The following is a 21127-nucleotide window of genomic DNA, read 5'->3' on the forward strand; positions in this document are numbered from 1 at the left end:
TTGCGCGTTGACCGTACCTGCGAGGGTCTCACAGCAGAACCCGCGTGCGCTCACGCCACTGGCCGAATCCATCGCCCGCCTGCAGACCGGCTCCGAGATCAGGTTCGGCACGCCCACCCCCGCGCAGGACTGGACGATCTGTTCGGACCTGCTGGCCGAGCCGTCGCGGTTCGACCTGTGGCGCAAGGACCTGGCCGAGTGGATGGTGGAGCAGTACGGCGAGTCCGACGACCGCGCCACCGCCGGCTACATCATGGGCTGGTACCTGCACCAGCCCGGTTATCTCGCGGGTCTGCTCTTCCACACCGCCCGCCGGGTGCCGACGCTCAAGCCGTCCGACCTGGCGTTCCGGATCAACACCGAGGGCCGCCCGCACCCCGACGGCATCGCGCTGATGTGCGACGAGTTCGCGTGCCTGCCCGACGACCCGGCCTCGAACCACCCGGCCGCCACCGTCGTCGCCTCCGAGTCCGCGCTGGCCGCGATCCTGCGCGCCCGCTACGCCGCCCACGCGGCCCAGTTCGTCGCGTCGTTCGGCCAGGTGGTCCGCTTCGGCCGCCGCACGCTCTGGGCAGCCGCGACCGACATGCTGGAGTACGGCCCGTGGGCCGCCGGCCGGCTGTTCGGCGACGAGAACGCGGGCGTCACGGACGCGGCGATGATCCTGCCGGAGAAGCTGGAGCCGTTCGTGTCGGCTTCGACGCTGCACTTCACCGAGGAAGGCTGGAAGCGCAAGCGGAACAGCTGCTGCTTCCACTACGTGCTGCCGAACGCCGAGCCCTGCACGGCCTGCCCGCGCACCTGCAACTGACGCGGGACCCCTCCCGGGCGTTCGTCCCTAACGTGCCGTTCGTGAACGTGCTGCTGTGGGTTCTCCAAGGCGTGATGGCGTTCCTGACCATTCCCTCGGGCCTGATGACCGTCTTCGACCCCGACCGGGTCTACCTGCACGGCAGGTGGGTCCAGGTGGGCGACCGCGCGGCCGCGGTGGCGCGCGGCCTCGCGTCGGTGGCGTGCGGAACGGCGTTGATCATCCCCGGCCTGATCGGAAAGGCGACGATCCTGACGCCGATCGCCGCCCTGCTGCTCGTCGCCCCCGCGTGCTACCTCCCCGCGCGGCAGTTCGGCGCCGGCGAGATCGGGCCGGGCTTCTGGGTCCTCGGCACGATCTGGCTCGCGTTCCCGCCGGTGTTCGTCGCCTGGGCCCGGTTCGGCCCCTACCCGCTCTGAACCTCGGGCTCCGGCAGCCGGTGCCGCGATCCGACCGGGACCACCAGCGGCGTACCGGAGACGGGGTCCTCGACGACGCGGGCGTCCAGTCCGAAGACCTCCAGCAGCATCTGCTCGGTGAGGACCTCGGCGGGCGTCCCCTGCGACACGATCTTGCCCGCCCGCATCGCGACGATGTTGTCCGCGTACCGGGCGGCCAGGTTCAGGTCGTGCAGCACCATCACGATCGTGCGGCCCATCGACGCGTGCAGCTCCTGCACCAGGTCCAGCACGTCGATCTGGTGCGCGAGGTCCAGGTAGGTCGTCGGCTCGTCGAGCAGCAGCAGGTCCGTGCCCTGGGCCAGCGCCATCGAGATCCAGGCCCGCTGCCGCTGCCCGCCGGACAGCTCGTCGACGGTCCGTTCGGCCAGGTCGAGGATGCCGGTCATCTCCAGCGCGGCGTCGACTGCGGCGGCGTCGTCCGAGGACCACTGCCTGTACCAGGACTGGTGGGGGTGCCGGCCGCGCGCGACGAGGTCGGCGACCGTCAGGCCCTCGGGCGCGGACGGCGACTGGGGCAGCATCCCCAGCACGCGCGCCACGTCCCGGGTCGACATCGACTCGATCTGCTTGCCGTCCAGCAGCACGGCGCCGGACCGGGCGGGGAGCAGGCGCCCCAACGCCTTCAGCAGGGTCGACTTGCCGCAGCCGTTGGGACCGATCACCGCGGTGACCGTCCCTCCCATGATCGACAGGTCCAGGCTGTCGACGATCAGCCGCTCGCCGTAGCCGATCGACAGCGACGAAGCCTCAAGACGCACACTCATACCCGCGCCTCCCGGCGGCTTCGGATCAGCAGGAACATCAGGTAGGGCGCACCGAGCACGGCGGTGATGACACCGACCGGCAGCTCGGTGGTGTAGATCGTCCTGGCCACCAGGTCGGACAGCATGACCAGCGCGCCGCCGATCACCGCCGAGCCGAACAACGGCGGCTGCGCGGTGCCGCAGAGCCGCAGCGCGATCTGCGGCGAGGCCAGCGCGACGAACGTGATCGGGCCCGCCGCGGCGGTCGCCACGGACGCCAGCACGATCGCCACGATGATCAGGAACGACCGGGCGACGTTGACCCGGATGCCCAGGCCGCGCGACGTCTGGTCGTCGAACTGGAGCGCGCCGAGCACGTGGCCGCCGATCAGCGCGACGGGGATCAGCACCACCAGCGCGATGGCGACGGGGACCACGTGCTCCCAGCCGCGGCCGTTGAGCGAGCCGGTGATCCACACCATCGCGCGGCCGGCGTCCAGCACGTCGCCCACGGTCAGCAGGTAGTGCGTGAAGTTGCCGGCCACGGCGGTGATGCCGATGCCGACCAGCACCATCCGGAAGCCCTCGATGCCCTGCCGCCACGCCAGCGCGTAGACCAGCAGGCCCGCGGACAGGCCGCCGACCAGGGCCGCGAGCGGCACGCCGACCGAGGCCGCGCTGCCCGTGACCACGCCGAGCGACCCGGCGAAGGTGATCACCGAGACGGCCCCGGCACCGGCACCCCAGGTGACGCCGAGGATGTCGGGCGACGCGAGCGGGTTGCGCACGATGGCCTGGAAGATCGCGCCGGAGAGCCCGAGCGCGGCGCCGACCAGCAGGCCCGTGAGCGCGCGCGGCATCCGGAGCTCCATCACCACGAACTGGTCGCGGCGCGAGCCTCCGCCGAGCAGGGTGTTGACGACCTGCGACACGGACAGCGGGAAGTCGCCGATCATGATGTCGGCGACGAGCAGGCAGGCCAGCACGACCAGTGCCGCGGCCACCACCAGCATCGGGCGGCGGCGCAGGCGGAACGAGGCCGCGCCGATCCGCAGCGCGGGCTTGGCGGCCGCAGGGGCCTTCTTCACCTCGGTCGTCGTCAAATCTTCACCAGCTTCTTGCGGCGCACGAGGTAGATGAAGAACGGCGCCCCGATGAGCGCCAGCATCACGCCGACCTCCACCTCGGACGGGCGGGCGACCACCCGGCCGACGATGTCGGCGAACAGGATCAGGATCGACCCGAGCAGTGCCGAGTACGGCAGGATCCAGCGGTAGTCCGGGCCGGTGAACGCCCGCGCGATGTGCGGCACGACGAGCCCGAGGAACCCGATCGGCCCGCACGCGGCCACGGCCCCGCCCACCAGCAGCGTGATGGCGAAGATGCCGAGCCCGCGCGTCCGGCTCACGTTGACGCCGAGCGACTTCGCCACGTCCTCACCGAGCGACATGGCGTTGAGGCCCGGCGCGTTCAACGCGGCGATGCCGAGGCCGATGAAGAGGAACGGCGCCACCTGCGTCAGCACGGTCAGGTCGCGGCCCGCGATGGCGCCGACCTGCCAGAACCGGAACGCGTCGAGCGACTGCTGGTCGAGCAGCACGATCGCCGACACCAGGCCGTTCATCAGCGCGGACACCGCGGCACCGGCCAGGGCCAGCGTCACCGGCGACGGGCCGCCCCGCCCGGCCGAGCCGAGCAAGAACACCAGGACGCTCGCGATCATCGCGCCGGCGAAGGCGAACCAGATGTAGCCGACCAGCGAGTTCACGCCCAGCAGGAAGATCGACAGCACCACCGCGAGCGCCGCGCCGTGCGTGACGCCGAGGATGCCGGGATCGGCCAGCGGGTTGCGCGTGTGGCCCTGCATGAGAGCGCCACCCACACCGAGTGCGATGCCGACGACGACGCCGAGCAACGTGCGCGGGATCCGCAGCTCGCGGATCACCACGTCGTCCTCGACGCCGGTCGGCGTGAAGAGACCGTGCCAGACCCCGGACAACGGGATCTCCTTCGAGCCGATCGCGATGCTCGCCAGACAGACGGCGACCAGCACGACCAGCAGGAAGAGCAGGCCCAGCGACCTACGACCCAAGGCCCACCCTCCTAGCTCCAGTTAGGACAGGTAACCCTAACTGACGCGGCCGGGAAGGCCGAGGTGGCGGGGTCAGGTTCTGGTCACATCCCCAACATCGGCCACGTGCACCACGCGTGGATCGCGGCCGAGGTTCGGAGGCGGGCAGAGAAATACCAACCCGTTGTCAGATCAACTAAATGATCAGAAGCAAAACGTTTCCCGACCTCGTTTGGATCGCATCGTTCTGCCCGCAAGTAGTTGATCAGTCACTCAAATAACACGAAGGGGTTCCGAGGAATCTTCCCCGGAACCCCTTCGTGCTTTACCGAATTTCAGCCCTGCTGGTGGTAGGCGTCGAGCACCTCGGCCGGGATGCGGCCGCGGTCCGACACCTTCATGCCCTGCTTGCGGGCCCACTCGCGAATGGCCTGGTTCTGCTCACGATCCGCCGATGCGGGGCGCGCCTTCACGCTGCCCGCCGGACGACCCGGTCCGATGCGCTTGCGGCCACCGGCGCGACGAGCGCCTCCGACGAAGTCCGCGAGAGCGTCCCTCAGTTTGCCCGCATTGCCCTGGGAAAGGTCGATCGTGTAGCTGACACCATCCAGCCCGAACTCGACGGTCTCCTCCGCAGTGGAACCGTCCAGATCGTCGACGAGGGTCACCGTGACCTTCTGCGCCATGCGTTCCTCCAGGACCCCGAATGCGCGGTCACCCGCGTCGCCAACTAAAGCCTTCTGCGAGGCAGGTTAGCGCACGGGTGCCGCATTGCACCTATCGACATCCGGAAAGTTACTCATTCAGGGCGAACGAGCGGGAACAAGATGGTCTCGCGGATACCCAGACCCGTGAGGGCCATCAGGAGGCGATCGATACCCATTCCGACGCCACCACTCGGTGGCATTCCGTACTCCAGTGATCGCAGAAAGTCTTCGTCGACCGGCATCGCCTCGTTGTCACCCGCGGCCGCAAGACGCGCCTGTGCTTCCAGGCGTTCCCGCTCGATGACGGGGTCCACCAGTTCGGAGTAACCGGTGCCGAGTTCGAATCCGCGCACGTACAGATCCCACTTTTCGGCGACACCCGGCTTGCTGCGGTGCTGCCTGGTCAGCGGGGACGTCTCGACCGGGTAGTCGCGCACGAACGTGGGCGCGTAGAGCGAGTCGCACACCAGGTGCTCCCACAGCTCCTCGACCAGCTTGCCGTGCCCGAACTTCGGGTTGACCTCGAGTTCGTGCCGGTCACAAAGCTTGCGCAGCGCCTCAGGCGACGTCTCGGGGGTGATTTCCTCACCAACAGCATCCGACAACGACTCGTAGATGCTGAGCGTCGTCCATTCACCCGAGAGGTCGTACTCGGTGCCGTCCGCCAACGTGACGATCTGAGAACCCGTCACGGCTTCCGCCGCTTCCTGGATCAGCTCGCGCGTCAGTACCGCGTTCGTGTCGTACGTGGCGTACGCCTCGTAGTACTCCAGCATCGAAAACTCGGGCGAATGCGACGAGTCCACACCCTCGTTGCGGAAGTTGCGGTTGATCTCGAAGACCTTCTCGATGCCACCGACGACGCAGCGCTTCAAGTACAGCTCCGGCGCGATGCGCAGGAACAGGTCGATGTCGAGCGCGTTCGAGTGCGTGATGAACGGACGTGCGGACGCACCACCCTGCAGCGACTGCAACATCGGCGTCTCGACTTCGAGGAATCCACGCCGGTGGAACGAGTCGCGCAAGGAACGAACCACGTTCGCACGGGTCCGAACAGTGTCACGCGCCATCGGCCGCACGATCAGGTCGACGTATCGCTGACGAATGCGGGTTTCCTCGCCGAGTTCCTGGTGCAGCGTCGGCAACGGGCGCAGCGACTTCGACGTCAGCTGCCACTCGTCGGCCATCACGGAAAGCTCTCCGCGGCGCGAGCTGATGACCTCGCCGTGGATGAAAACGTGGTCGCCGAGGTCGACGTCGGTCTTCCACTCGGAAAGCGCTTCTTCACCGACACCGGCGAGGCTCAGCATCGCCTGCAGTTCGGTGCCATCGCCTTCGCGCAACGTCGCGAAGCACAGCTTTCCGGTGTTGCGCATGAACATCACACGTCCGGTGATGCCCACGACCTGACCGGTCTGGGTGTCGGGTTCGAGTTCGGGATGCGCGTCGCGAATCTCGCGCAACGTGTGCGTGCGCGCGACTTCGACGGGATACGGCTCCTTACCGGAAGCGAGCAGCCGCGCACGCTTCTCCCGGCGCACGCGCATCTGCTCTGGCAGGTCTTCTTCGCTGGTCACGAGGTTTTGCTTCGGCTGCTCACTCACGCGGAGAAGGGTACGGACACCTGCGAACCCAAAGCGAACCGGATACCACTAATTCGTTGGAAGATCGGCGGATCGGTCCGACCAGACCAACCCGTGTGCCCGTCTTCTCACCAGTGGCGTAGTGCAGAACGTTGCCGACGGATTCGCGGTCAGACGGGTGCGTCGTGGTGCCGCCCCCACGTCCTCGTACTGGTTGTACGGGGGCGTGGGGGCGGTGCCGCGACGCACCCTGCTGAGCGTGAATCCGTTCGCCAACGTTCTGCACTACGCCACTAGGTTGGACAGATGGATCTACACGCGAGGCGAGCGGACTCGTTCGGTGCGCAGGCCGAGGCCTACGCCGAACACCGGCCTGACTATCCCGTGGCGGCGATCCGGTGGGCACTGGAGCCACTGGGCACGACCGAGCACCTCGACGTGCTCGACCTGGCCGCCGGCACCGGCAAGCTGACCTCTGTCCTGTGCGCCGAGGGGCACCGCGTGACAGCCGTGGAGCCCAACGAGCAGATGCTGTCCGAACTGGTGCGTCGCGTGCACGGCGTGCGCGCGCTACCGGGCCACGCCGAGCACATCCCGGTGCCGGACCAGACGGTCGACGCGGTGTTCGTCGGCACGGCGTTCCACTGGTTCGACCAGAACAAGGCGCTGCCGGAGATCGCCCGTGTGCTGCGGCCCGGCGGCGTGCTGGTGGCGATGTGGATCGTGGAGGACCCGGACGTCGAGTGGCTGTCCGAGCTCTCCAAGGTCTCCGAGGGCAGCGTCGAGTCCGGCCGGAACACCCCGAGCGAGATCATGGCTCACCCGGCGTTCGGTCCGGTGGAGGGCGAGGTCTTCACGCACTCGCTGCGCCGGGACTCGCCGGAGGCGCTCGTCGCCACGACCAACACGTACTCGCGCATGATCGTCATCGAGGAGGACGAACGCGCGGCGATCAACGAGAAGATGCTGGCGTTCCTGCGCGAACGCCCGGAGACGTCGAACGGGCCGTTCGACGTCCCCCTGCGTGCGGAGGCCTACCGGATGGTGCGGCTCAGCGACTAGCCGGCATGTTGCGCTCGAAGACCATGCGCAACCCCAGCAAGGTCAGGTCGGGCACGTGGTGCGCGATCGTCGAGGACTCCGCCACGACCAACGGCGCCAGCCCACCCGTGGCGATCACCGTCACGGGACCGGGGTCGGTCTGCTTGAGCTCCTCGGTGATCTTGCGCACCAGCCCGTCCACCTGCCCGACGAACCCGTAGACGATGCCCGACTGCAGGCACTCCACGGTGTTCTTGCCGATCACGTTGCGGGGCTTGACCAGCTCGACCTTGCGCAACTGGGCGGCGCGCGACGCGAGCGCGTCGACCGAGATCTCGATGCCGGGCGCGAGCGCGCCGCCGAGGAACTCGCCGCGCGACGAGATCACGTCGAGGTTCGTGGACGTGCCGAAGTCGACCACGATGCACGAGGTCGCGTAGAGGTGGTGCGCGGCCAGCGTGTTGATCACGCGGTCCGAGCCCACCTCCTTCGGGTTGTCGACGAGCAGCGGGACGCCGGTCTTCACGCCCGGCTCGACGAGGATCTTCGGCACGGCGTCGTAGTAGCGGCCGAGCATGACCCTCAGCTCGCGCAGCACCGCGGGCACGGTGGACAGCGCGGAGATGCCGGTGATCTTGTCGGCGTACTCGCCGAGCAGGCCGCGCATGGTCAGCGCGAGCTCGTCGGCGGTCATCCTGGCGTCGGTGCGCATCCGCCAGTCGCGCACGAGCGGGGCCGAGTCACCGACCCCGTCGTACAGACCGAGCACGATGTTGGTGTTGCCGACGTCGATGGCGAGCAGCACGTGTGATCCCTCAGTTCTCGGCCTGGATCAGCGCGTCGAGCGCCGTCGCCTCAACGGTCTCAGAAGAAGGCGCGCTCGTGGAGCCGTTCACCAGACCGGACCCCTCCGGCGCGTGCGCGGGGTCGGCGCCGAGGTCGACGACCTTGTTGTCGGCGTCCACGAACACGACGCGCGGCTTGTACGACCGCGACTCCGCGTCGTCCATCTGCCCGTAGGCGATCAGGATGACGATGTCGCCGGGGTGCACGAGGTGCGCCGCGGCGCCGTTGATGCCCAGCACGCCGGTGCCGCGCTCGCCGGGGATGACGTAGGTCTCCAAGCGGGCGCCGTTGGTGACGTCGACGATGGCGACCTGTTCGCCCGCCAGCAGGTCGGCGGCCTCCATCAGGTCCTCGTCCACCGTCACCGAGCCGACGTAGTGCAGGTCCGCCTGCGTCACGGTGGCCCGGTGGATCTTGGACTTCAGCATCGTGCGGAACATGGCATCCCCCTACTCGTCGCCTTCGCCGAGCAACACCGCGATGTTGTCGATCAGGCGGGTGGAACCGACGCGTGCCGCCACGAGCAGCCGCGCGTCGCCGTTCTCCGGCGCGGGACCGAGGCCGGGCCCGCGCAGCTCCAGGTAGTCGAGCTCGACCTCGGGCGCCTGCGCCAGCACGTCGTGCGCGGCCTTGAGCACCGCGTCGGCGCCCTGCGCGCTGACGTGCGCGCCGGCGGTCAGCGCGGCCGACAGCGTGACGGCGCTGTGCCGCTGCTCCGGGGTCAGGTAGGCGTTGCGGGACGACAGCGCGAGGCCGTCGTGCTCGCGGACCGTCGGCACGCCGACGACGTCGAGCGGGAAGTTGAGGTCGCGCGCCATCTGGTGGATCAGCTGGAGCTGCTGGTAGTCCTTCTGCCCGAACACCGCGTACGTGGGCTGCACGATGTTGAACAGCTTCGACACGACGGTGAGCACGCCCGCGAAGTGACCGGGGCGGACCGCGCCCTCCAGCTCGTCGGCGAGCGGACCGGGGTTGATCGTGACCTGTGCACCGGCCGGGTACATGTCCTCGACGGACGGCGCGAACACGATGCCGACGCGTTCCTCGCGGCAGATGTCCACATCGGACTCGAACTGGCGCGGGTACTTGTCGAGGTCCTCGTTCGGCCCGAACTGCAGGGGGTTCACGAAGATCGACACGACGATCACCGTGTTCTGCATGACCTTGGCCTCGCGGATCAGCTGCCGGTGGCCGGCGTGCAGAGCGCCCATCGTGGGCACCAGCGCGACGTTGCGGCCGGCTCCCCGCAGGGCCTTGATCACCCTGTTCAGCCGCTCGGGGTCGCGGTGCACCGTGACGTCGTCCGGGCGGTAGTCGTCCTTGGTCAGTGGCTTCGTCACGTCAGTCCTCAAGAGTGGTGCGAACGTCTTCTGCCGCGTCGGGCTTGAGCAGCCCGGACCGCTCGGCCCGCTCGGCGGTGCGGCGGGCGAGCACGCGGTAGCTGGGCAGTGTCTCGGGCGCCTGCTGCGCGAGCACGCCGAGGTGCTTGCGCAAGGTACCCGTGTCGCCTCGCGCGACCGGACCGGTGAGGGCCCTGTCGCCGTGGCGCAGCGCGTTGTCGAGCGCGGCGGACAGCAACGGGCCGAGCAGGCGTTCGGCGTTGGCCACGCCCGCGTTCGTGAGCAGGTCGGCGGCGTCGCGCACGAGCGTGATCAGGTGGTTCGCGCCGTGGGCCAGTGCCGCGTGGTAGAGCGGGCGGACGGCCTCCGGCACCCGGACGGGTTCCGCGTCCATCTCGACGACCAGCGCCTCGCCGACGCTCCAGGCCACCTCGTCGCCGTCCGCGGCCGTGACGCCGACGCACGCCGAGTTCATCCGCTGCAGGTCCTCCGGACGGCCGGTGAACGTCATGACGGGGTGCAGCGCGAGCGTGAGCGCGCCCAGTTCGGCGGCGGGTTCGAGGACCTTGACGCCCTGCGCGCCGCTGGTGTGCACGACGATCTGGCCCGCGCGCAGCGACTCCGTGGCGATCAGGCCCTTGACCAGGCCTTCCAGCGCGTCGTCCGGCACCGCGAGCAGCACCAGGTCGGCTCGTTGGGCGACTTCGGTGGGGTCGGCGATCGGGACGCCGGGCAGCAGTTCCTCCGCGCGGTTGCGGGAGGCCTGGGAGACGGCGGCAACGCCGGTCACCACGTGGCCCGTCCTGGCCAGCGCGGCGCCCAGCACGGAACCGACGCGGCCGGCCGAGATCACACCTACGGCAAGCCTCGCCGGACGTGGGGTCGCGTCCATGCGACTAACTCCTTCTGACGTTCCAGTCCCTGGCACGGGTACCGGACGACGTGGCCGAGGGTAGCCCCGCCGGTCCTGGCATTCCGCTGGCGGTGACCGGTCTCACCGGCGGGCGGCGGCCCTGGCGGCGTGCAGGGTGTCGAGCAGCACGCCGTGCCGTTGCTCGGCGCTCTGACCGGCCGTTCCCTGCTCGATCCGGTGCCGCAGGAAGGCGAGTTCGGTGACCGCGATCTGGTAGCTCTTCACGGCCTTCACCGACTGCTCCCCCGACTTGCGCTTGACCGCCCGCAGCCAGTTGCGCCGGCCGTTGAGGCTCGCCAGCAGAGCGACCTCGCTGTTGGCGATCCACCGGTTCTGCGCCATCGCGGCGAGCTGCCCGGCGACGATCCGCTGCTCTCGTCTGCGTTGCCACACGACGATCGCCACCGCACCGGCGAACACCGGCACCATGATCAGGAAGTAGAGGTTGATGAACTCCGCGCCCGTGCCGACGGTGGTGCTGAAGTTCCACAACGAGTGCAGCCCGACCGCCAGCACGTAGCCGCCGATCGGCGCGAAGATCCTCACCTTGGCGTTGCTCGTCATCGCCGCGATGCCGACGCCGATGCCCGTCATGGCCGTGAAGAGCGGGTGCGCGAACGGCGACAGCACGCCGCGCAGGATGAACAACGCGACCACGCCGCCACCCATGTTGCCGAGGCCGTCGGTGAGGAAGACCCGGCCGAAGTACCAGATGTTCTCGGTGAACGCGAAGCCCGCGGCCGTGATGCCCGCGTAGACCATGCCGTCCACGACGCCGTCGAACTCGTGCCTGCGGCGCAGGAACACGGCGATGAGGAACGCGGCCTTCGTCGCCTCCTCCACGATCGGCGCCCCCACGACGGCCGTGAACGTGGCGCCGTCGTTGGTCAGCAGGTCGCCGAGGACCCTGGACGTCTGGTTGAACGCGAGCGAGCTGATCGTGGCGCCGCACGAGCCCCAGATGAACGCGAAGAGCAGCATCTTCGCCGGCTCCGGCTCCCACCGGTCGATCCACAGGAACGCGCTCACGACGAACGCGACGGGGATCAGCGCGGCCGCGGCACCCACCAGCAGCGGTTCGATGCCGATGCTCGACGTGCCCAGCGCGAACAGCACCAGCCCGGCCGCGGCCAGCGCGATGAGCGCCACGACCGGGAACAGGACGGTCCAGCGGCGTTGCTCGATGCGCTTCTTGGTGGGCGCGGCGGTGGCACCACCCGGGCCGGCCGGTGTCTGCGGCGTTGGTGGCCTCTTCGGCGTCGGCGTGAGGTCGGCGTCGGTCACGAGAAATGACCTTAGATGCACACTTGTCCGATGTTCGACTGGGAAGCCGCTTGGCACGCCGCGTTGTACGGCCCCGGTGGCTTCTTCGCCCGCGGCGAGAAGCCCGCGGCGCACTTCCGGACGTCTCCGCTGGTCGGTCCGGAACTCGCCGAGGCGCTGGTGGAGCTGCTGTCCAGGGTGGACTCCGCGCTCGGATCTCCCCCGGTCTTGGACTTCGTCGACGTCGGGGCCGGCGGCGGTGAGCTCGCCTACGCCGTCCGTTCGCTCGCCTCTGGTTCGCTGGCTTCGCGGCTTCGGGTGACGGCCGTCGAGGTCGGTCCTTTCGTTCCGCTGCCCGGCGTTTCCTGGACTTCGGAGGTGCCTTCGTGCGTTGGGCTGCTGGTCGCGCACGAGTGGTTGGACGCCGTTCCGTGTCCGGTGGTGACCGGGCCTTCCGCCGACCCGTGGATCACCCGGTGGTGGCCTTCGCTTCGCGCTGGTGAGCAGGCTGAGGTCGGGGCGCCCCGGGATGCCGCCTGGGCCGCGGCCGTCGCTTCGGTGCGCGGGGCCGCCCTGGCGATCGACTACGGGCATCTGGTGTCGTCGCGGCACTTCTCCCTGACCGGGTACCGGGACGGACGTCAGGTTCCGGTGGTGTTCGACGGGTCCTGTGACATCACCGCGCACGTGGCCCTGGACGCCTGTGCCGAGGCCGCCGACGGGGACTTCGTGCTCGTGTCGCAGCGGGATGCGTTGGGTGCCTTGGGGTTGAGCTCGGAGGTGTCCGGGTCCGGGTGGTCCTGGCTGGAGTCCGCTGCCCGGGCCGGCCGGGTGTCCGAACTGCGGTCCGAGGCCGGGCTCGGGGCGTTCGGGTGGTTGCTGCACGGGCGCGGGGTGGCGGTGGCGGACCTGCTGCCGGCGCTGCCTGCTTGGCGTCCGAATCCCGCCAGCTTTCGCGACTGCTGACCGCGATCGTTGGGTCATGCTGATTCACACCGTGTCGCCTGATGCCTCCTTCGCCGACCCCGGCCGGGAGTACCGCGCGTCCGAGCCCGGCGTGCCGTTGCGGTGCTGCCTGCGCAAGTCGCTGGCCGACGAGCCGGTCTGGTTGTTCCGCTACTCGCCGCCGTTCGGGGCCGGGCCCTACGCCGAGACGGGGCCGGTCTTCACGCACGTGGAGTGCCCTGGTGGGGCGTTGCTGGATCGTCTCCCTGTTGACTTGTTGAACAATCCCCGGATCCTTCGTTCCTACAACGCCGCAGGTCAGATCCACGACGGCGTCGTGGTCGAGCCGGGTGCGTTCGATCGCGAGATCGAGGGATTGTTCAACGATCCTTCGATCGAGGCGGTGCAGGTGCGGAGCGTGTCGCACGGCTGCTTCTTCTTCGGGGTGACCAGGGACTGACGACCGCCGCCTCGCCGCGGGCTCGCTTCCACCGTGCGCACCCTGCTCCCGCCCCCGTGAAACCATGCTCGGGTGAGCGAGCAGATCACCGTCGGCGTGGGCGCGGGCGCCCGGTACCTGGGCGTCGACCGCGTCGTCGACCTCGGGCCCCTGCACCCCTCCGCCCACGGCGCGTACCGCCTGAGGCTGACCGTCACGCCCGAGCTGGTGATCACGCGGGCCGAGCCGTTGGTCGGGCACCTGCACCGCGGGGCCGAGAAGCTGTTCGAGGTGCGGGACTACCGGCAGGTGCTCACGCTGGCCAACCGGCACGACTGGTTGTCGGCCTTCTGCAACGAGCTCGCGGTGGCGCTGGCCGTGGAACGCATGACGGGCATGGACGTTCCGGCGAGAGCGCAGTGGTTGCGGGCGTTGCTCTGCGAGCTCAACAGGCTGATGGCGCACATGGTGTTCCTGACGCCGTTGGCCCCCGAGGCCGCCGTGCACCGCGAGGGCGTGCAGGCGCTCATGGAGGAAGCCTCGGGCGGGCGCATCCACTTCATGTTCAACCGGATCGGCGGGCTGCGGGAGGACGTCCCCGCGGGCTGGACGGACCGGGTCGCGGCATTTCTGTCCACTGTGGACACGCTCGACATCGACCTCGGGAAGCTCGAAGGGCTGGGCGTGCTCACCAGGGAGAGCGCCGAGCAGTACGGGGTCACCGGGCCGATCGGCAGGGCCAGCGGGGTCGACTTCGACCTCCGGCGCGACGACCCGTTGCCCGCCTACAGGGCGCTCGGGTTCACGCCGATCGTCCGCACCGAAGGCGATGCGGCGGCACGGGTGCGCTGCCTCCTGGACGAGGTCGCCAGGTCGGTCGAGCTCGCCCGGGCCTGCCTCGAGCGACTGCCGGAGGGGGCGGTGAACCTCCGGCTGCCCAAGGCGATCAAGGCGCCGGAGGGATCGGTCTACACGCGGGTCGAGGCGCCGCTCGGCACGTCCGGGGTGCACCTGTCGTCACGGGGCGAGAAGACGCCGTGGCGGCTGAAGCTCAGGACGCCGTCGTTCAACAACGTGCAGGCGTTGTCCGCGTTGCTGCCCGGCACGAAGGTCGACGACCTGCCGCACGTGCTGAGCTCGTTCGCCGTCATCGTCGGCGACATCGACAAGTAGCTAGTCGTCGCGGCGACGGCGGCGGCGCGGGGCGTCCCCGCCGCCCAGGGAGGCGAGCAGCTCGCTGACGGACTTGCCGTCCGCGTGGGCCCCTGACGGGTCCTCCGGGGCCGCTCGGCGGCCCGTGGAGACCACCGGCAGCCGCGTCGAGGAGTCCTCGGCGACACGACGGCCGGACACGGAGGGCTCGTCCGCGGGGCGTCGGCTCGGCGTCACGGCCGGGAGCCTCGTCGACGACTGCTCGGAGGCCGAACGACGGCCCACCGGCGGAAGCGAGACCAGCGAGTCCTCGGACGCGGTGCGGCGGGACGGTTCCTCACGGCGGCGGCTGGACGAAGGCGCGTCCGGCTTCAGGGTCTCCCACGAACCGCTGTCCTGCACCGGAGCCGGCGCGGCCGCGGCGGCAGGGCGGTCGTCGGCGCGGCGACGGCCTCCGCCAGTCTGCTGGAGCGACTTCGGGTCGATCATCTCGGTGCGCTCGGCCTGACGCGCCTTGCGGGTCTCGACCGGCTTCGGGGTCGGCTTCGGAGCCGCGGGAGCCTCGGCGCGGGCGACGGGCTGCTGCGGGCGCTGGACCCGTTCGGTGCGGTGGACCTGCGCCTGGACGGGCTGCGCCTGCACGGTCGGCGGCGGCGGGGTCTTGGCGGCGGGGTTGGCGAGGCGGGCGGAGACGGAGGCCGCGGCGGCACCCGGACGCTGTTGCGGGCGCGGGGGTTCCTGCTTCACGGCGGCCTTCACGGGCTCGCGGCGGATCACGGCGGGCTGCGGGCGCGGCGAGCTCTGCACGCGCTCCGGGCGCACCGGCTCGGGACGGACGGGCTCGCGGCGCGGCGGCTGCACCTTGGCGGCCTCGTGGGCGACGCGCTCGATCAGCTCGGTGCGCTCGGACGGCTTCTCGGCCGGAACGGAGGCGGTGATCGCGGGCTTCGCGTTGATGATGCGCTGCTCGGCGCCGGCGGTCAGGCGGGACGCCTCGGAGGCGAGCGATCGCAGCCGGGTCGACTCGGCGCGCAACGCCACGCGTTCGACCAGGACGTCACCGCCCAGCAGGCCCTGGAGGTTGTCGCGCAGGGCGTGGAGGTCGGCGCGCAGGGCCTCGATGTCGGCCCGCGACTCCTCCTCGATCCGCTTGCGGGTCTCGGACTCGATCTCCAGCTCGTACTCGCGCCGGGCGGCTACCTCACGCTCCAGCTCGAGCTCGTAGACCGACTGGAGGTCGGCCACCTCGTCGTCACGCTCGGTGACCTGTTTGCGGTACTTGGCGGCGAGAAAAGCACCCACCAGAGCCGCCCACAACGCGGCCACCACGGCCAGACGCAGCATTCGGGCGCTATCGCTCAGCACGAGCACCGCCGCGGCCACGAGGGCGAGCGCCAGTGCTGCTACTAACAGCAACCGCCCGGAGCCACGACCGTGATCTTCTTGCTCGTCGTCGGTCGACGCGCCTCGCCCGGTCATGCGCACTACGGTACCGCGTAGTTATGCGACTGAGACCTACGGCCGGGTATCTATTCCGTCCCGGAACTCTCATTGGGCGTCTTGCAGCAGTGCTCCAGCCACAGCGCTGCGGCGGTCAGCGCAGCGGCCGAGATCATCCCGATCACGGCTGCCACCAGGTCGTTCGAGGCCGCCGGGAACGAGTCGCGGACGGGGATCACGTACACCAGGACACCGGTCCAGACACCCAACATCAAAGCGCCCAAAACAGACGAAGCCTTTGCCAAAGCGACGGCCCGCGCGGCCGTCAGCGGCTGCACCGCCCGCGCCCCCGGACGGCGTTGGATCCGCGCCCGCAGCGAGAACGCGAGAACGACCTCCACGACCGCGATGACGAACAACGTCGACCCGGCCAGCACGGGCAACGGCGGCAACGTGTCGTACGCGAGTCGCAGCAGCAGATGAGCCAGCAACGCGGCGATGAGCGCGACGGCGGTCAGGTCGCGGGGACGGGTGAACCTCACGAGTCCATCCAACCGGAAAGCACGAGATCGTCACGCCGTCGCACGCCGTCGGCCGAGAACTCCAGCCCCGCAACGGGTCCGTGCCCCGGCAGCACGGCATCGGGCTCCACGTCGAGCCACGGGATGAGGACTGTTGCGCGCTCAAACGCCCCAGGATGCGGCAGCAGCAGCTCCGGGTGGTCCGAGGTCACCCCGTCCACCGAAACCACGTCCACGTCCAACGTGCGCGGTCCCCAGCGCTGCTCCCGCACGCGTCCGGCGGCGTTCTCCAGCGCCTGCCCGCGGCGCAGCCAGCCCCACTCGTCCACGTCGCCGGCCGAGACGACCAGGACGGCGTTGAGGAAGTCCGGCTGGTCCTCGACGCCCCACGCCGCCGTCTCGTACACCGGCGACACCGCCACGACGTGCGGCTTCAGCCCGTCCACCACGGACTGCAGGAAGGCGAAGCGGTCACCGAGGTTCGAGCCGATCGAGAGAACGGCGCGGCTCAAGACTTCTCCCTGGGAGGCAGCGGGGCGGCGAGGCGGCGTGAGCGGCGGATCGTCACCGACACGTCGTCGAACGTCAGCGGGATCGGCGCGGACGGCTTGTGCACCGTCACCTCGACCGCGTGCAGCCTCGTGTCCGTCATCGCGGCGTCGGCGATCTTGCCCGCCACCGTCTCGATGAGGTCGTACGGCTCGCCCCCGACGATCTTCGCGGCCATCTCGGCGAGCTCGCCGTAGTGGTACGTCTCCTTCAGGTCGTCCGTGCGGGACGCGGACGAGAGGTCCAGCCACAGCGTGATGTCGACGACGAACTCCTGCCCGTCGCGCTTCTCGTGCTCGAAGACCCCGTGGTGGCCGCGCACCCGCAGCCCCGTCAACGCGATCCGGTCAGCCATGTCCCCGCCTCCACGCACCGGCGACGGCGACCGCGTCCAGCGTCCGGTCGACGTCGTGCACCCGCACACCCCAAGCCCCGTTGAACGCGGCCAGCGCCGAGATCGCCGCCGTCGCGTCCTCCCTGCCGTCCGGCGGCCGGTTGCCGAGCAACGTGCCGAGGAAGCGTTTGCGTGACGCCCCCACCAGCACCGGGAAGCCCAGCTCGACCAGTTCGTCCAGACGCTGCAACAACTCCCAGTTGTGGTCGCCGAGCTTCGCGAACCCCAGTCCGGGGTCGAGCACGATCGACGACTCCGCGACGCCGGCGGCCAGCGCGGCCTCGACGCGCTCCAGCAGCTCCGAACGAACGTCCGTCACCACGTCGTCGTACGTGGCCAGCTCGTCCATCTCGGTGCTGTGCCCGCGCCAGTGCATCAGCACGTACGGCACACCGGCAGCGGCGACGACCGACGCCATCTCCGGATCGGCGAGGCCACCGGACACGTCGTTCACGATCGACGCGCCCGCCTCCAACGCCGCCGCCGCAACGGAAGCACGCATCGTGTCGACGCTGACCGGCACCTGGTCGGACACCAGCGCGCGGATCACCGGCACGATGCGGGCGATCTCCTCGGCCGGTTCGACGCGCAGGGCGCCGGGCCGGGTCGACTCACCGCCCACGTCGATCACGTCCGCGCCGCGCTTGAACATCTCGACGCCGTGCGCGACCGCGTCCCGCCGGTCGATGTAGCGCCCGCCGTCGGAGAACGAGTCGGGCGTCACGTTCAGCACGCCCATCACGACACAGCGGCCGGGACGAGGCAGTCCGTTCACCTCGTCCGGCCCCTGATCAGCTCGATCGCCTCCGCCCGCGTCGACGCCGACGTGCGCAGCAGCCCGCGCACCGCGGACGTCGTCGTGCGGGAACCGGGCTTGCGCACGCCGCGCATGCCCATGCACAGGTGCTCCGCCTCCATCACGACGATCACGCCGCGCGGTTCGAGCTTGCGCACCAGGGCGTCCGCGACCTGCGACGTCAGCCGCTCCTGCACCTGCGGCCGCTTCGAGTAGAGGTCGACCAGGCGGGCGATCTTCGACAGGCCCGTGACGCGGCCCTGTTCGTTCGGGATGTACCCGACGTGCGCGACGCCGTGGAACGGCAGCAGGTGGTGCTCGCAGAAGCTGAACATCGGGATGTCCGTGACGAGCACGAGTTCCTCGTGGCTCTCCCCGAACGTCTTCTCCAGCACGCTGTCCGGCTCGGTGTAGAGACCCGCGAACAACTCCTTGTAGGCACGCGCCACCCGTGCGGGTGTCTCGTGCAGACCCTCCCGGTCCGGGTCCTCACCGCACGCGATCAGCAGTTCGCGCACCGCAGCCTCTGCCCGCGCCTGGTCGAAGACCCGCCGCGCGGAGACGCCGGCCTCCCCGTGGTGGGTGAGGCCGGCGTCTCCGTCGAGCTGTTGTTGCTCTGTCACTGCCGCTCGTCCTGGTCGGACTGGGGCTTCTTCGGCTCCCACACGTTGTGCGGTTTGCTGCCGGGCACCGTCGCCGGGGTCCAGCCGGGAGGCGCGCCGTAGTTCGGCGGGACCGCCTGGTTCGGCTGGCCGGGCTGGTGCGCGCCGTTCGAGCCGTTGGCCGAGGGCAGCTGCTCGGTGACGGGCTCCGCCGCGGCGGCCTCGTCGTCCTTGCGCAGCTCTTCCTCGATCGCGTCCTCGACGACCGGCGGCCACGGCTCCCCGCGCTCCCTGGCGAGCTCGCCAGGGGTCTTGACCGGCGGGATGTCGGACGGCTGGCGGTCACCGAAGTCGTTGAACTGGGTGATCCGCGGGCGCTTCTCGACGCGGGCGAAGATCCGCTCCAGGTCCTTCTGGTGCAGGGTCTCCTTGTCGATCAGCTCGAGCGTGAGGTCGTCGAGGACGTCGCGGTAGGTGTTGAGCACCTCGTACGCCTCGGTGTGCGCGGCCTCGATGAGCTTGCGCACCTCCTCGTCGATCTCGTGCGCGACCTCCAGCGAGTAGTCCGCCTGGCGACCGGCCGAGCGACCGAGGAACGGCTCGCCCTGCTCCTGCCCGTACTTCACGGCGCCGAGCTTCGCGCTCATGCCGTACTCGGTGACCATCGCGCGGGCGATCTTCGTCGCCTGCTCGATGTCGTTGGACGCACCCGTCGTGGGCTCGTGGAAGACGAGCTCCTCGGCAGAACGGCCACCCAGTGCGAACACCAGTCGCGCGATCATCTCGGACCTGGTCATCAGGTCCTTGTCCTCTTCCGGCACCGAGAGGGTGTGACCACCCGTGCGGCCGCGGGCGAGGATCGTGACCTTGTAGACCGGGTCGATGTCCGGCATCGCCCACGCGGCCAGGGCGTGCCCGGCCTCGTGGTACGCGGTGATCTTCTTCTCCTTCTCGGAGATGATCCGGCTCTTGCGGGCCGGACCGCCGATCACGCGGTCGACCGACTCCTCCAGCGCGGCACCCGTGATGGTGTGGCCGTTCTGGCGGGCGGTGAGCAGCGCGGCCTCGTTGATGACGTTCGCGAGGTCGGCGCCGGAGAACCCGACGGTGCGCTTCGCGAGGCCGTCGAGGTCGGCGTCCGCGGCGAGCGGCTTGCCCTTGGAGTGCACGCGCAGGATCTGCTTGCGGCCCTTCAGGTCCGGTGCGGACACCGGGATCTGGCGGTCGAAGCGGCCGGGGCGCAGCAGGGCCGGGTCGAGGATGTCGGGACGGTTCGTCGCCGCGATCAGGATGATCCCGCCGCGCGAGTCGAAGCCGTCCATCTCCACGAGCAGCTGGTTCAGCGTCTGCTCGCGCTCGTCGTGCCCGCCGCCGAGACCGGCACCGCGGTGGCGGCCCACCGCGTCGATCTCGTCGACGAAGATGATGCACGGCGCGTTCTGCTTGGCCTGCTCGAACAGGTCGCGCACACGCGAGGCACCGACACCGACGAACATCTCGACGAAGTCCGAACCGGAGATCGAGTAGAACGGCACGCCCGCCTCACCGGCGACGGCCCTGGCGAGCAGCGTCTTACCGGTTCCCGGCGGGCCGTACAGCAGCACGCCCTTGGGAATCTTCGCGCCGAGCGCCTGGTAGCGGCCGGGGTTCTGGAGGAAGTCCTTGATCTCTTCCAGTTCCTCGACGGCCTCCTCGGCGCCGGCGACGTCGGCGAACGTCGTCTTGGGCATGTCCTTGGAGAGCTGCTTGGCCTTGGACTTGCCGAAGTTCAGAACGCGGTTACCGCCGCCCTGAGCGTTGTTCATCATCCACATGAGCAGCAGCAACAGCAGGCCGAGCGGCACGAGGTAGATCAAGATCTGCATCAGGATGGACTCCTGGCTGACCTTGGTCTCGACGGTCGGCTTGTTGCTGGCCTGGTCGAGGACGGTGAAGATCTCGTCCGTCGCACTGGCCGGGTACTGCGTGATCAGGCGGTTGCTGCCTTCGAAGGACTTGCCGTCGGCGAGGGTGAGTCGGAGACGCTGCTCCTTGTCCTCGATCGTGGCTTCCTTGACGTTGCCGTCCCTGACCTGTTGCAGTGCTTGGGACGTCTTGACCGGGTGGTACCCCCGTGAGTCGTCAAAGAGCACGGTGAAGACGAAGTAGAGCAGCAACACCGCAGCGATCCACAGCAGCGGGTTGCGAAGCAGGCGCTTGCGGTCCATGCACTTACGGCCGGCGGGCGGCCTCGACCCTCCCTGACTTGCGCGTCGGGCAGTGGAAGACCCACATACCGCGTCCGACCAGCCTACCGCTCGCTGGCCGGGTACTGGACAACCAACGGGCGGCGGCGGTCCGGGGTTCCCACGGGTGACCCCCACCACGCATGTTCACGCACTTTGGTTCATCCGGAACAAATACCGCCGCCCAGACGAGTGACGCAGGTCACGCCGTCTCAGTACGTTTGGCGGTCACATGTCATCCTCATTCATCCCCCGAGTGTTCCCCCGCCACTCGAAAGAGTGAAC

23 protein-coding genes are annotated in these 21127 nt (G+C 69.6%); 6 read left to right on the top strand and 17 right to left on the bottom strand.

Annotation, left to right across the window (positions count from 1 at the left end):
• Positions 1-7 precede the first annotated feature (7 nt).
• Both ACFWNN_RS29020 and ACFWNN_RS29025 read left to right on the top strand, forming a co-directional pair.
• Positions 8-811, top strand: coding sequence for a (2Fe-2S)-binding protein (locus ACFWNN_RS29020; protein WP_382443102.1), 804 nt, complete (start codon positions 8-10; stop codon positions 809-811).
• Positions 812-852: 41 nt separating this feature from the next.
• Positions 853-1230: a hypothetical protein gene (locus ACFWNN_RS29025; protein ID WP_382443103.1), complete on the top strand. Its 378-nt coding sequence runs from the start codon at positions 853-855 to the stop codon at positions 1228-1230.
• Here ACFWNN_RS29025 and ACFWNN_RS29030 read toward each other — a convergent pair.
• The 5 genes from ACFWNN_RS29030 to lysS form a co-directional block, all read right to left on the bottom strand.
• Complete coding sequence (locus ACFWNN_RS29030; protein ID WP_382443104.1) at positions 1218-2036, bottom strand: ABC transporter ATP-binding protein; 819 nt, start codon at positions 2034-2036, stop codon at positions 1218-1220. The genes ACFWNN_RS29025 and ACFWNN_RS29030 overlap by 13 nt on opposite strands.
• Positions 2033-3118 (bottom strand): FecCD family ABC transporter permease, encoded by a 1086-nt coding sequence (locus tag ACFWNN_RS29035; protein WP_382443105.1) that lies wholly within the window; start codon positions 3116-3118, stop codon positions 2033-2035. Before ACFWNN_RS29035 ends, ACFWNN_RS29030 begins: the two co-directional genes overlap by 4 nt.
• Positions 3115-4107, bottom strand: a complete 993-nt coding sequence (locus ACFWNN_RS29040) for a FecCD family ABC transporter permease (RefSeq protein ID WP_382443106.1) — start codon at positions 4105-4107, stop codon at positions 3115-3117. The genes ACFWNN_RS29035 and ACFWNN_RS29040 overlap by 4 nt, the downstream gene beginning before the upstream one ends.
• 314 nt (positions 4108-4421) lie before the next feature.
• Positions 4422-4772: an Lsr2 family protein gene (locus tag ACFWNN_RS29045; RefSeq protein ID WP_382443107.1), complete on the bottom strand. Its 351-nt coding sequence runs from the start codon at positions 4770-4772 to the stop codon at positions 4422-4424.
• 113 nt (positions 4773-4885) lie between these two features.
• Positions 4886-6340 carry a lysine--tRNA ligase gene (lysS, locus tag ACFWNN_RS29050; protein WP_382443239.1) on the bottom strand — a complete coding sequence of 485 codons (1455 nt, stop codon included), beginning with the start codon at positions 6338-6340 and terminating at the stop codon, positions 4886-4888.
• Positions 6341-6682: 342 nt separating this feature from the next.
• Here lysS and ACFWNN_RS29055 point away from each other — a divergent pair, with 342 nt between their 5' ends.
• Positions 6683-7438, top strand: coding sequence for a class I SAM-dependent methyltransferase (locus ACFWNN_RS29055; protein WP_382443108.1), 756 nt, complete (start codon positions 6683-6685; stop codon positions 7436-7438).
• Here the strand turns inward: ACFWNN_RS29055 and ACFWNN_RS29060 are convergent.
• The 5 genes from ACFWNN_RS29060 to ACFWNN_RS29080 form a co-directional block, all read right to left on the bottom strand.
• On the bottom strand, positions 7428-8222 hold the full coding sequence (locus ACFWNN_RS29060; protein WP_382443109.1) for a type III pantothenate kinase: 795 nt from the start codon (positions 8220-8222) through the stop codon (positions 7428-7430). The genes ACFWNN_RS29055 and ACFWNN_RS29060 overlap by 11 nt on opposite strands.
• Positions 8223-8232: 10 nt before the next feature.
• Positions 8233-8703, bottom strand: a complete 471-nt coding sequence (panD, locus tag ACFWNN_RS29065; protein WP_285647731.1) for an aspartate 1-decarboxylase — start codon at positions 8701-8703, stop codon at positions 8233-8235.
• 9 nt (positions 8704-8712) lie between these two features.
• A complete protein-coding gene (panC, locus tag ACFWNN_RS29070) occupies positions 8713-9603 on the bottom strand; it encodes a pantoate--beta-alanine ligase (RefSeq protein ID WP_382443110.1) in 891 nt (296 codons plus the stop codon).
• Position 9604: 1 nt separating this feature from the next.
• Entirely contained in the window at positions 9605-10495 is an 891-nt protein-coding gene (locus ACFWNN_RS29075; RefSeq protein ID WP_382443111.1) for a Rossmann-like and DUF2520 domain-containing protein, read from the bottom strand.
• 102 nt (positions 10496-10597) lie between these two features.
• Entirely contained in the window at positions 10598-11701 is a 1104-nt protein-coding gene (locus ACFWNN_RS29080) for a PrsW family intramembrane metalloprotease (RefSeq protein WP_382443240.1), read from the bottom strand.
• A 129-nt stretch (positions 11702-11830) separates the two neighbouring features.
• Between ACFWNN_RS29080 and ACFWNN_RS29085 the strand changes: the two genes are divergently transcribed.
• The 3 genes from ACFWNN_RS29085 (at position 11831) to ACFWNN_RS29095 (ending at position 14336) form a co-directional block, all read left to right on the top strand.
• Positions 11831-12745, top strand: a complete 915-nt coding sequence (locus ACFWNN_RS29085; protein ID WP_382443112.1) for an SAM-dependent methyltransferase — start codon at positions 11831-11833, stop codon at positions 12743-12745.
• A gap of 16 nt (positions 12746-12761) precedes the next feature.
• The gene (locus tag ACFWNN_RS29090) at positions 12762-13184 is read left to right on the top strand and encodes a DUF1203 domain-containing protein (RefSeq protein WP_382443113.1); all 423 of its coding nucleotides are present in this window, start codon (positions 12762-12764) and stop codon (positions 13182-13184) included.
• Between the two features lie 72 nt (positions 13185-13256).
• Complete coding sequence (locus tag ACFWNN_RS29095; protein ID WP_382443114.1) at positions 13257-14336, top strand: NADH-quinone oxidoreductase subunit D; 1080 nt, start codon at positions 13257-13259, stop codon at positions 14334-14336.
• Here the strand turns inward: ACFWNN_RS29095 and ACFWNN_RS29100 are convergent, their stop codons facing one another.
• The 7 genes from ACFWNN_RS29100 to ftsH are packed head-to-tail and all read right to left on the bottom strand — an operon-like array spanning position 14337 to position 20824.
• On the bottom strand, positions 14337-15794 hold the full coding sequence (locus ACFWNN_RS29100; RefSeq protein ID WP_382443115.1) for a DUF6779 domain-containing protein: 1458 nt from the start codon (positions 15792-15794) through the stop codon (positions 14337-14339).
• Positions 15795-15844: 50 nt separating this feature from the next.
• A complete protein-coding gene (locus tag ACFWNN_RS29105; RefSeq protein ID WP_382443116.1) occupies positions 15845-16297 on the bottom strand; it encodes a DUF3180 domain-containing protein in 453 nt (150 codons plus the stop codon).
• Positions 16294-16788, bottom strand: a complete 495-nt coding sequence (gene folK, locus ACFWNN_RS29110; protein ID WP_382443117.1) for a 2-amino-4-hydroxy-6-hydroxymethyldihydropteridine diphosphokinase — start codon at positions 16786-16788, stop codon at positions 16294-16296. Before folK ends, ACFWNN_RS29105 begins: the two co-directional genes overlap by 4 nt.
• On the bottom strand, positions 16785-17180 hold the full coding sequence (gene folB / locus ACFWNN_RS29115) for a dihydroneopterin aldolase (protein WP_382443118.1): 396 nt from the start codon (positions 17178-17180) through the stop codon (positions 16785-16787). The genes folK and folB overlap by 4 nt, the downstream gene beginning before the upstream one ends.
• Positions 17173-17958 carry a dihydropteroate synthase gene (gene folP, locus ACFWNN_RS29120; protein ID WP_382443241.1) on the bottom strand — a complete coding sequence of 262 codons (786 nt, stop codon included), beginning with the start codon at positions 17956-17958 and terminating at the stop codon, positions 17173-17175. Before folP ends, folB begins: the two co-directional genes overlap by 8 nt.
• Before the next feature lie 32 nt (positions 17959-17990).
• Positions 17991-18638, bottom strand: a complete 648-nt coding sequence (folE, locus tag ACFWNN_RS29125; RefSeq protein WP_382443119.1) for a GTP cyclohydrolase I FolE — start codon at positions 18636-18638, stop codon at positions 17991-17993.
• Positions 18635-20824 carry an ATP-dependent zinc metalloprotease FtsH gene (ftsH, locus tag ACFWNN_RS29130; RefSeq protein ID WP_382443120.1) on the bottom strand — a complete coding sequence of 730 codons (2190 nt, stop codon included), beginning with the start codon at positions 20822-20824 and terminating at the stop codon, positions 18635-18637. The genes folE and ftsH overlap by 4 nt, the downstream gene beginning before the upstream one ends.
• Positions 20825-21127: the final 303 nt, after the last annotated feature.

The sequence above is a fragment of the Lentzea sp. NPDC058450 genome (assembly GCF_042721395.1).
In the GTDB taxonomy this organism is placed as follows: domain Bacteria; phylum Actinomycetota; class Actinomycetes; order Mycobacteriales; family Pseudonocardiaceae; genus Lentzea.

Coding starts and splice junctions, on each gene's coding strand:
- ACFWNN_RS29045 (WP_382443107.1), bottom strand. CDS start 4,772: ATGGCGCAGAAGGTCACGGTGACCCTCGTCGACGATCTGGACGGTTCC.
- ACFWNN_RS29030 (WP_382443104.1), bottom strand. CDS start 2,036: ATGAGTGTGCGTCTTGAGGCTTCGTCGCTGTCGATCGGCTACGGCGAG.
- ACFWNN_RS29055 (WP_382443108.1), top strand. CDS start 6,683: ATGGATCTACACGCGAGGCGAGCGGACTCGTTCGGTGCGCAGGCCGAG.
- lysS (WP_382443239.1), bottom strand. CDS start 6,340: ATGCGCGTGCGCCGGGAGAAGCGTGCGCGGCTGCTCGCTTCCGGTAAG.
- ACFWNN_RS29090 (WP_382443113.1), top strand. CDS start 12,762: ATGCTGATTCACACCGTGTCGCCTGATGCCTCCTTCGCCGACCCCGGC.
- folB (WP_382443118.1), bottom strand. CDS start 17,180: ATGGCTGACCGGATCGCGTTGACGGGGCTGCGGGTGCGCGGCCACCAC.
- ftsH (WP_382443120.1), bottom strand. CDS start 20,824: ATGGACCGCAAGCGCCTGCTTCGCAACCCGCTGCTGTGGATCGCTGCG.
- ACFWNN_RS29085 (WP_382443112.1), top strand. CDS start 11,831: ATGTTCGACTGGGAAGCCGCTTGGCACGCCGCGTTGTACGGCCCCGGT.
- panD (WP_285647731.1), bottom strand. CDS start 8,703: ATGTTCCGCACGATGCTGAAGTCCAAGATCCACCGGGCCACCGTGACG.
- folP (WP_382443241.1), bottom strand. CDS start 17,958: ATGGGCGTGCTGAACGTGACGCCCGACTCGTTCTCCGACGGCGGGCGC.
- ACFWNN_RS29075 (WP_382443111.1), bottom strand. CDS start 10,495: ATGGACGCGACCCCACGTCCGGCGAGGCTTGCCGTAGGTGTGATCTCG.
- ACFWNN_RS29100 (WP_382443115.1), bottom strand. CDS start 15,794: ATGACCGGGCGAGGCGCGTCGACCGACGACGAGCAAGAAGATCACGGT.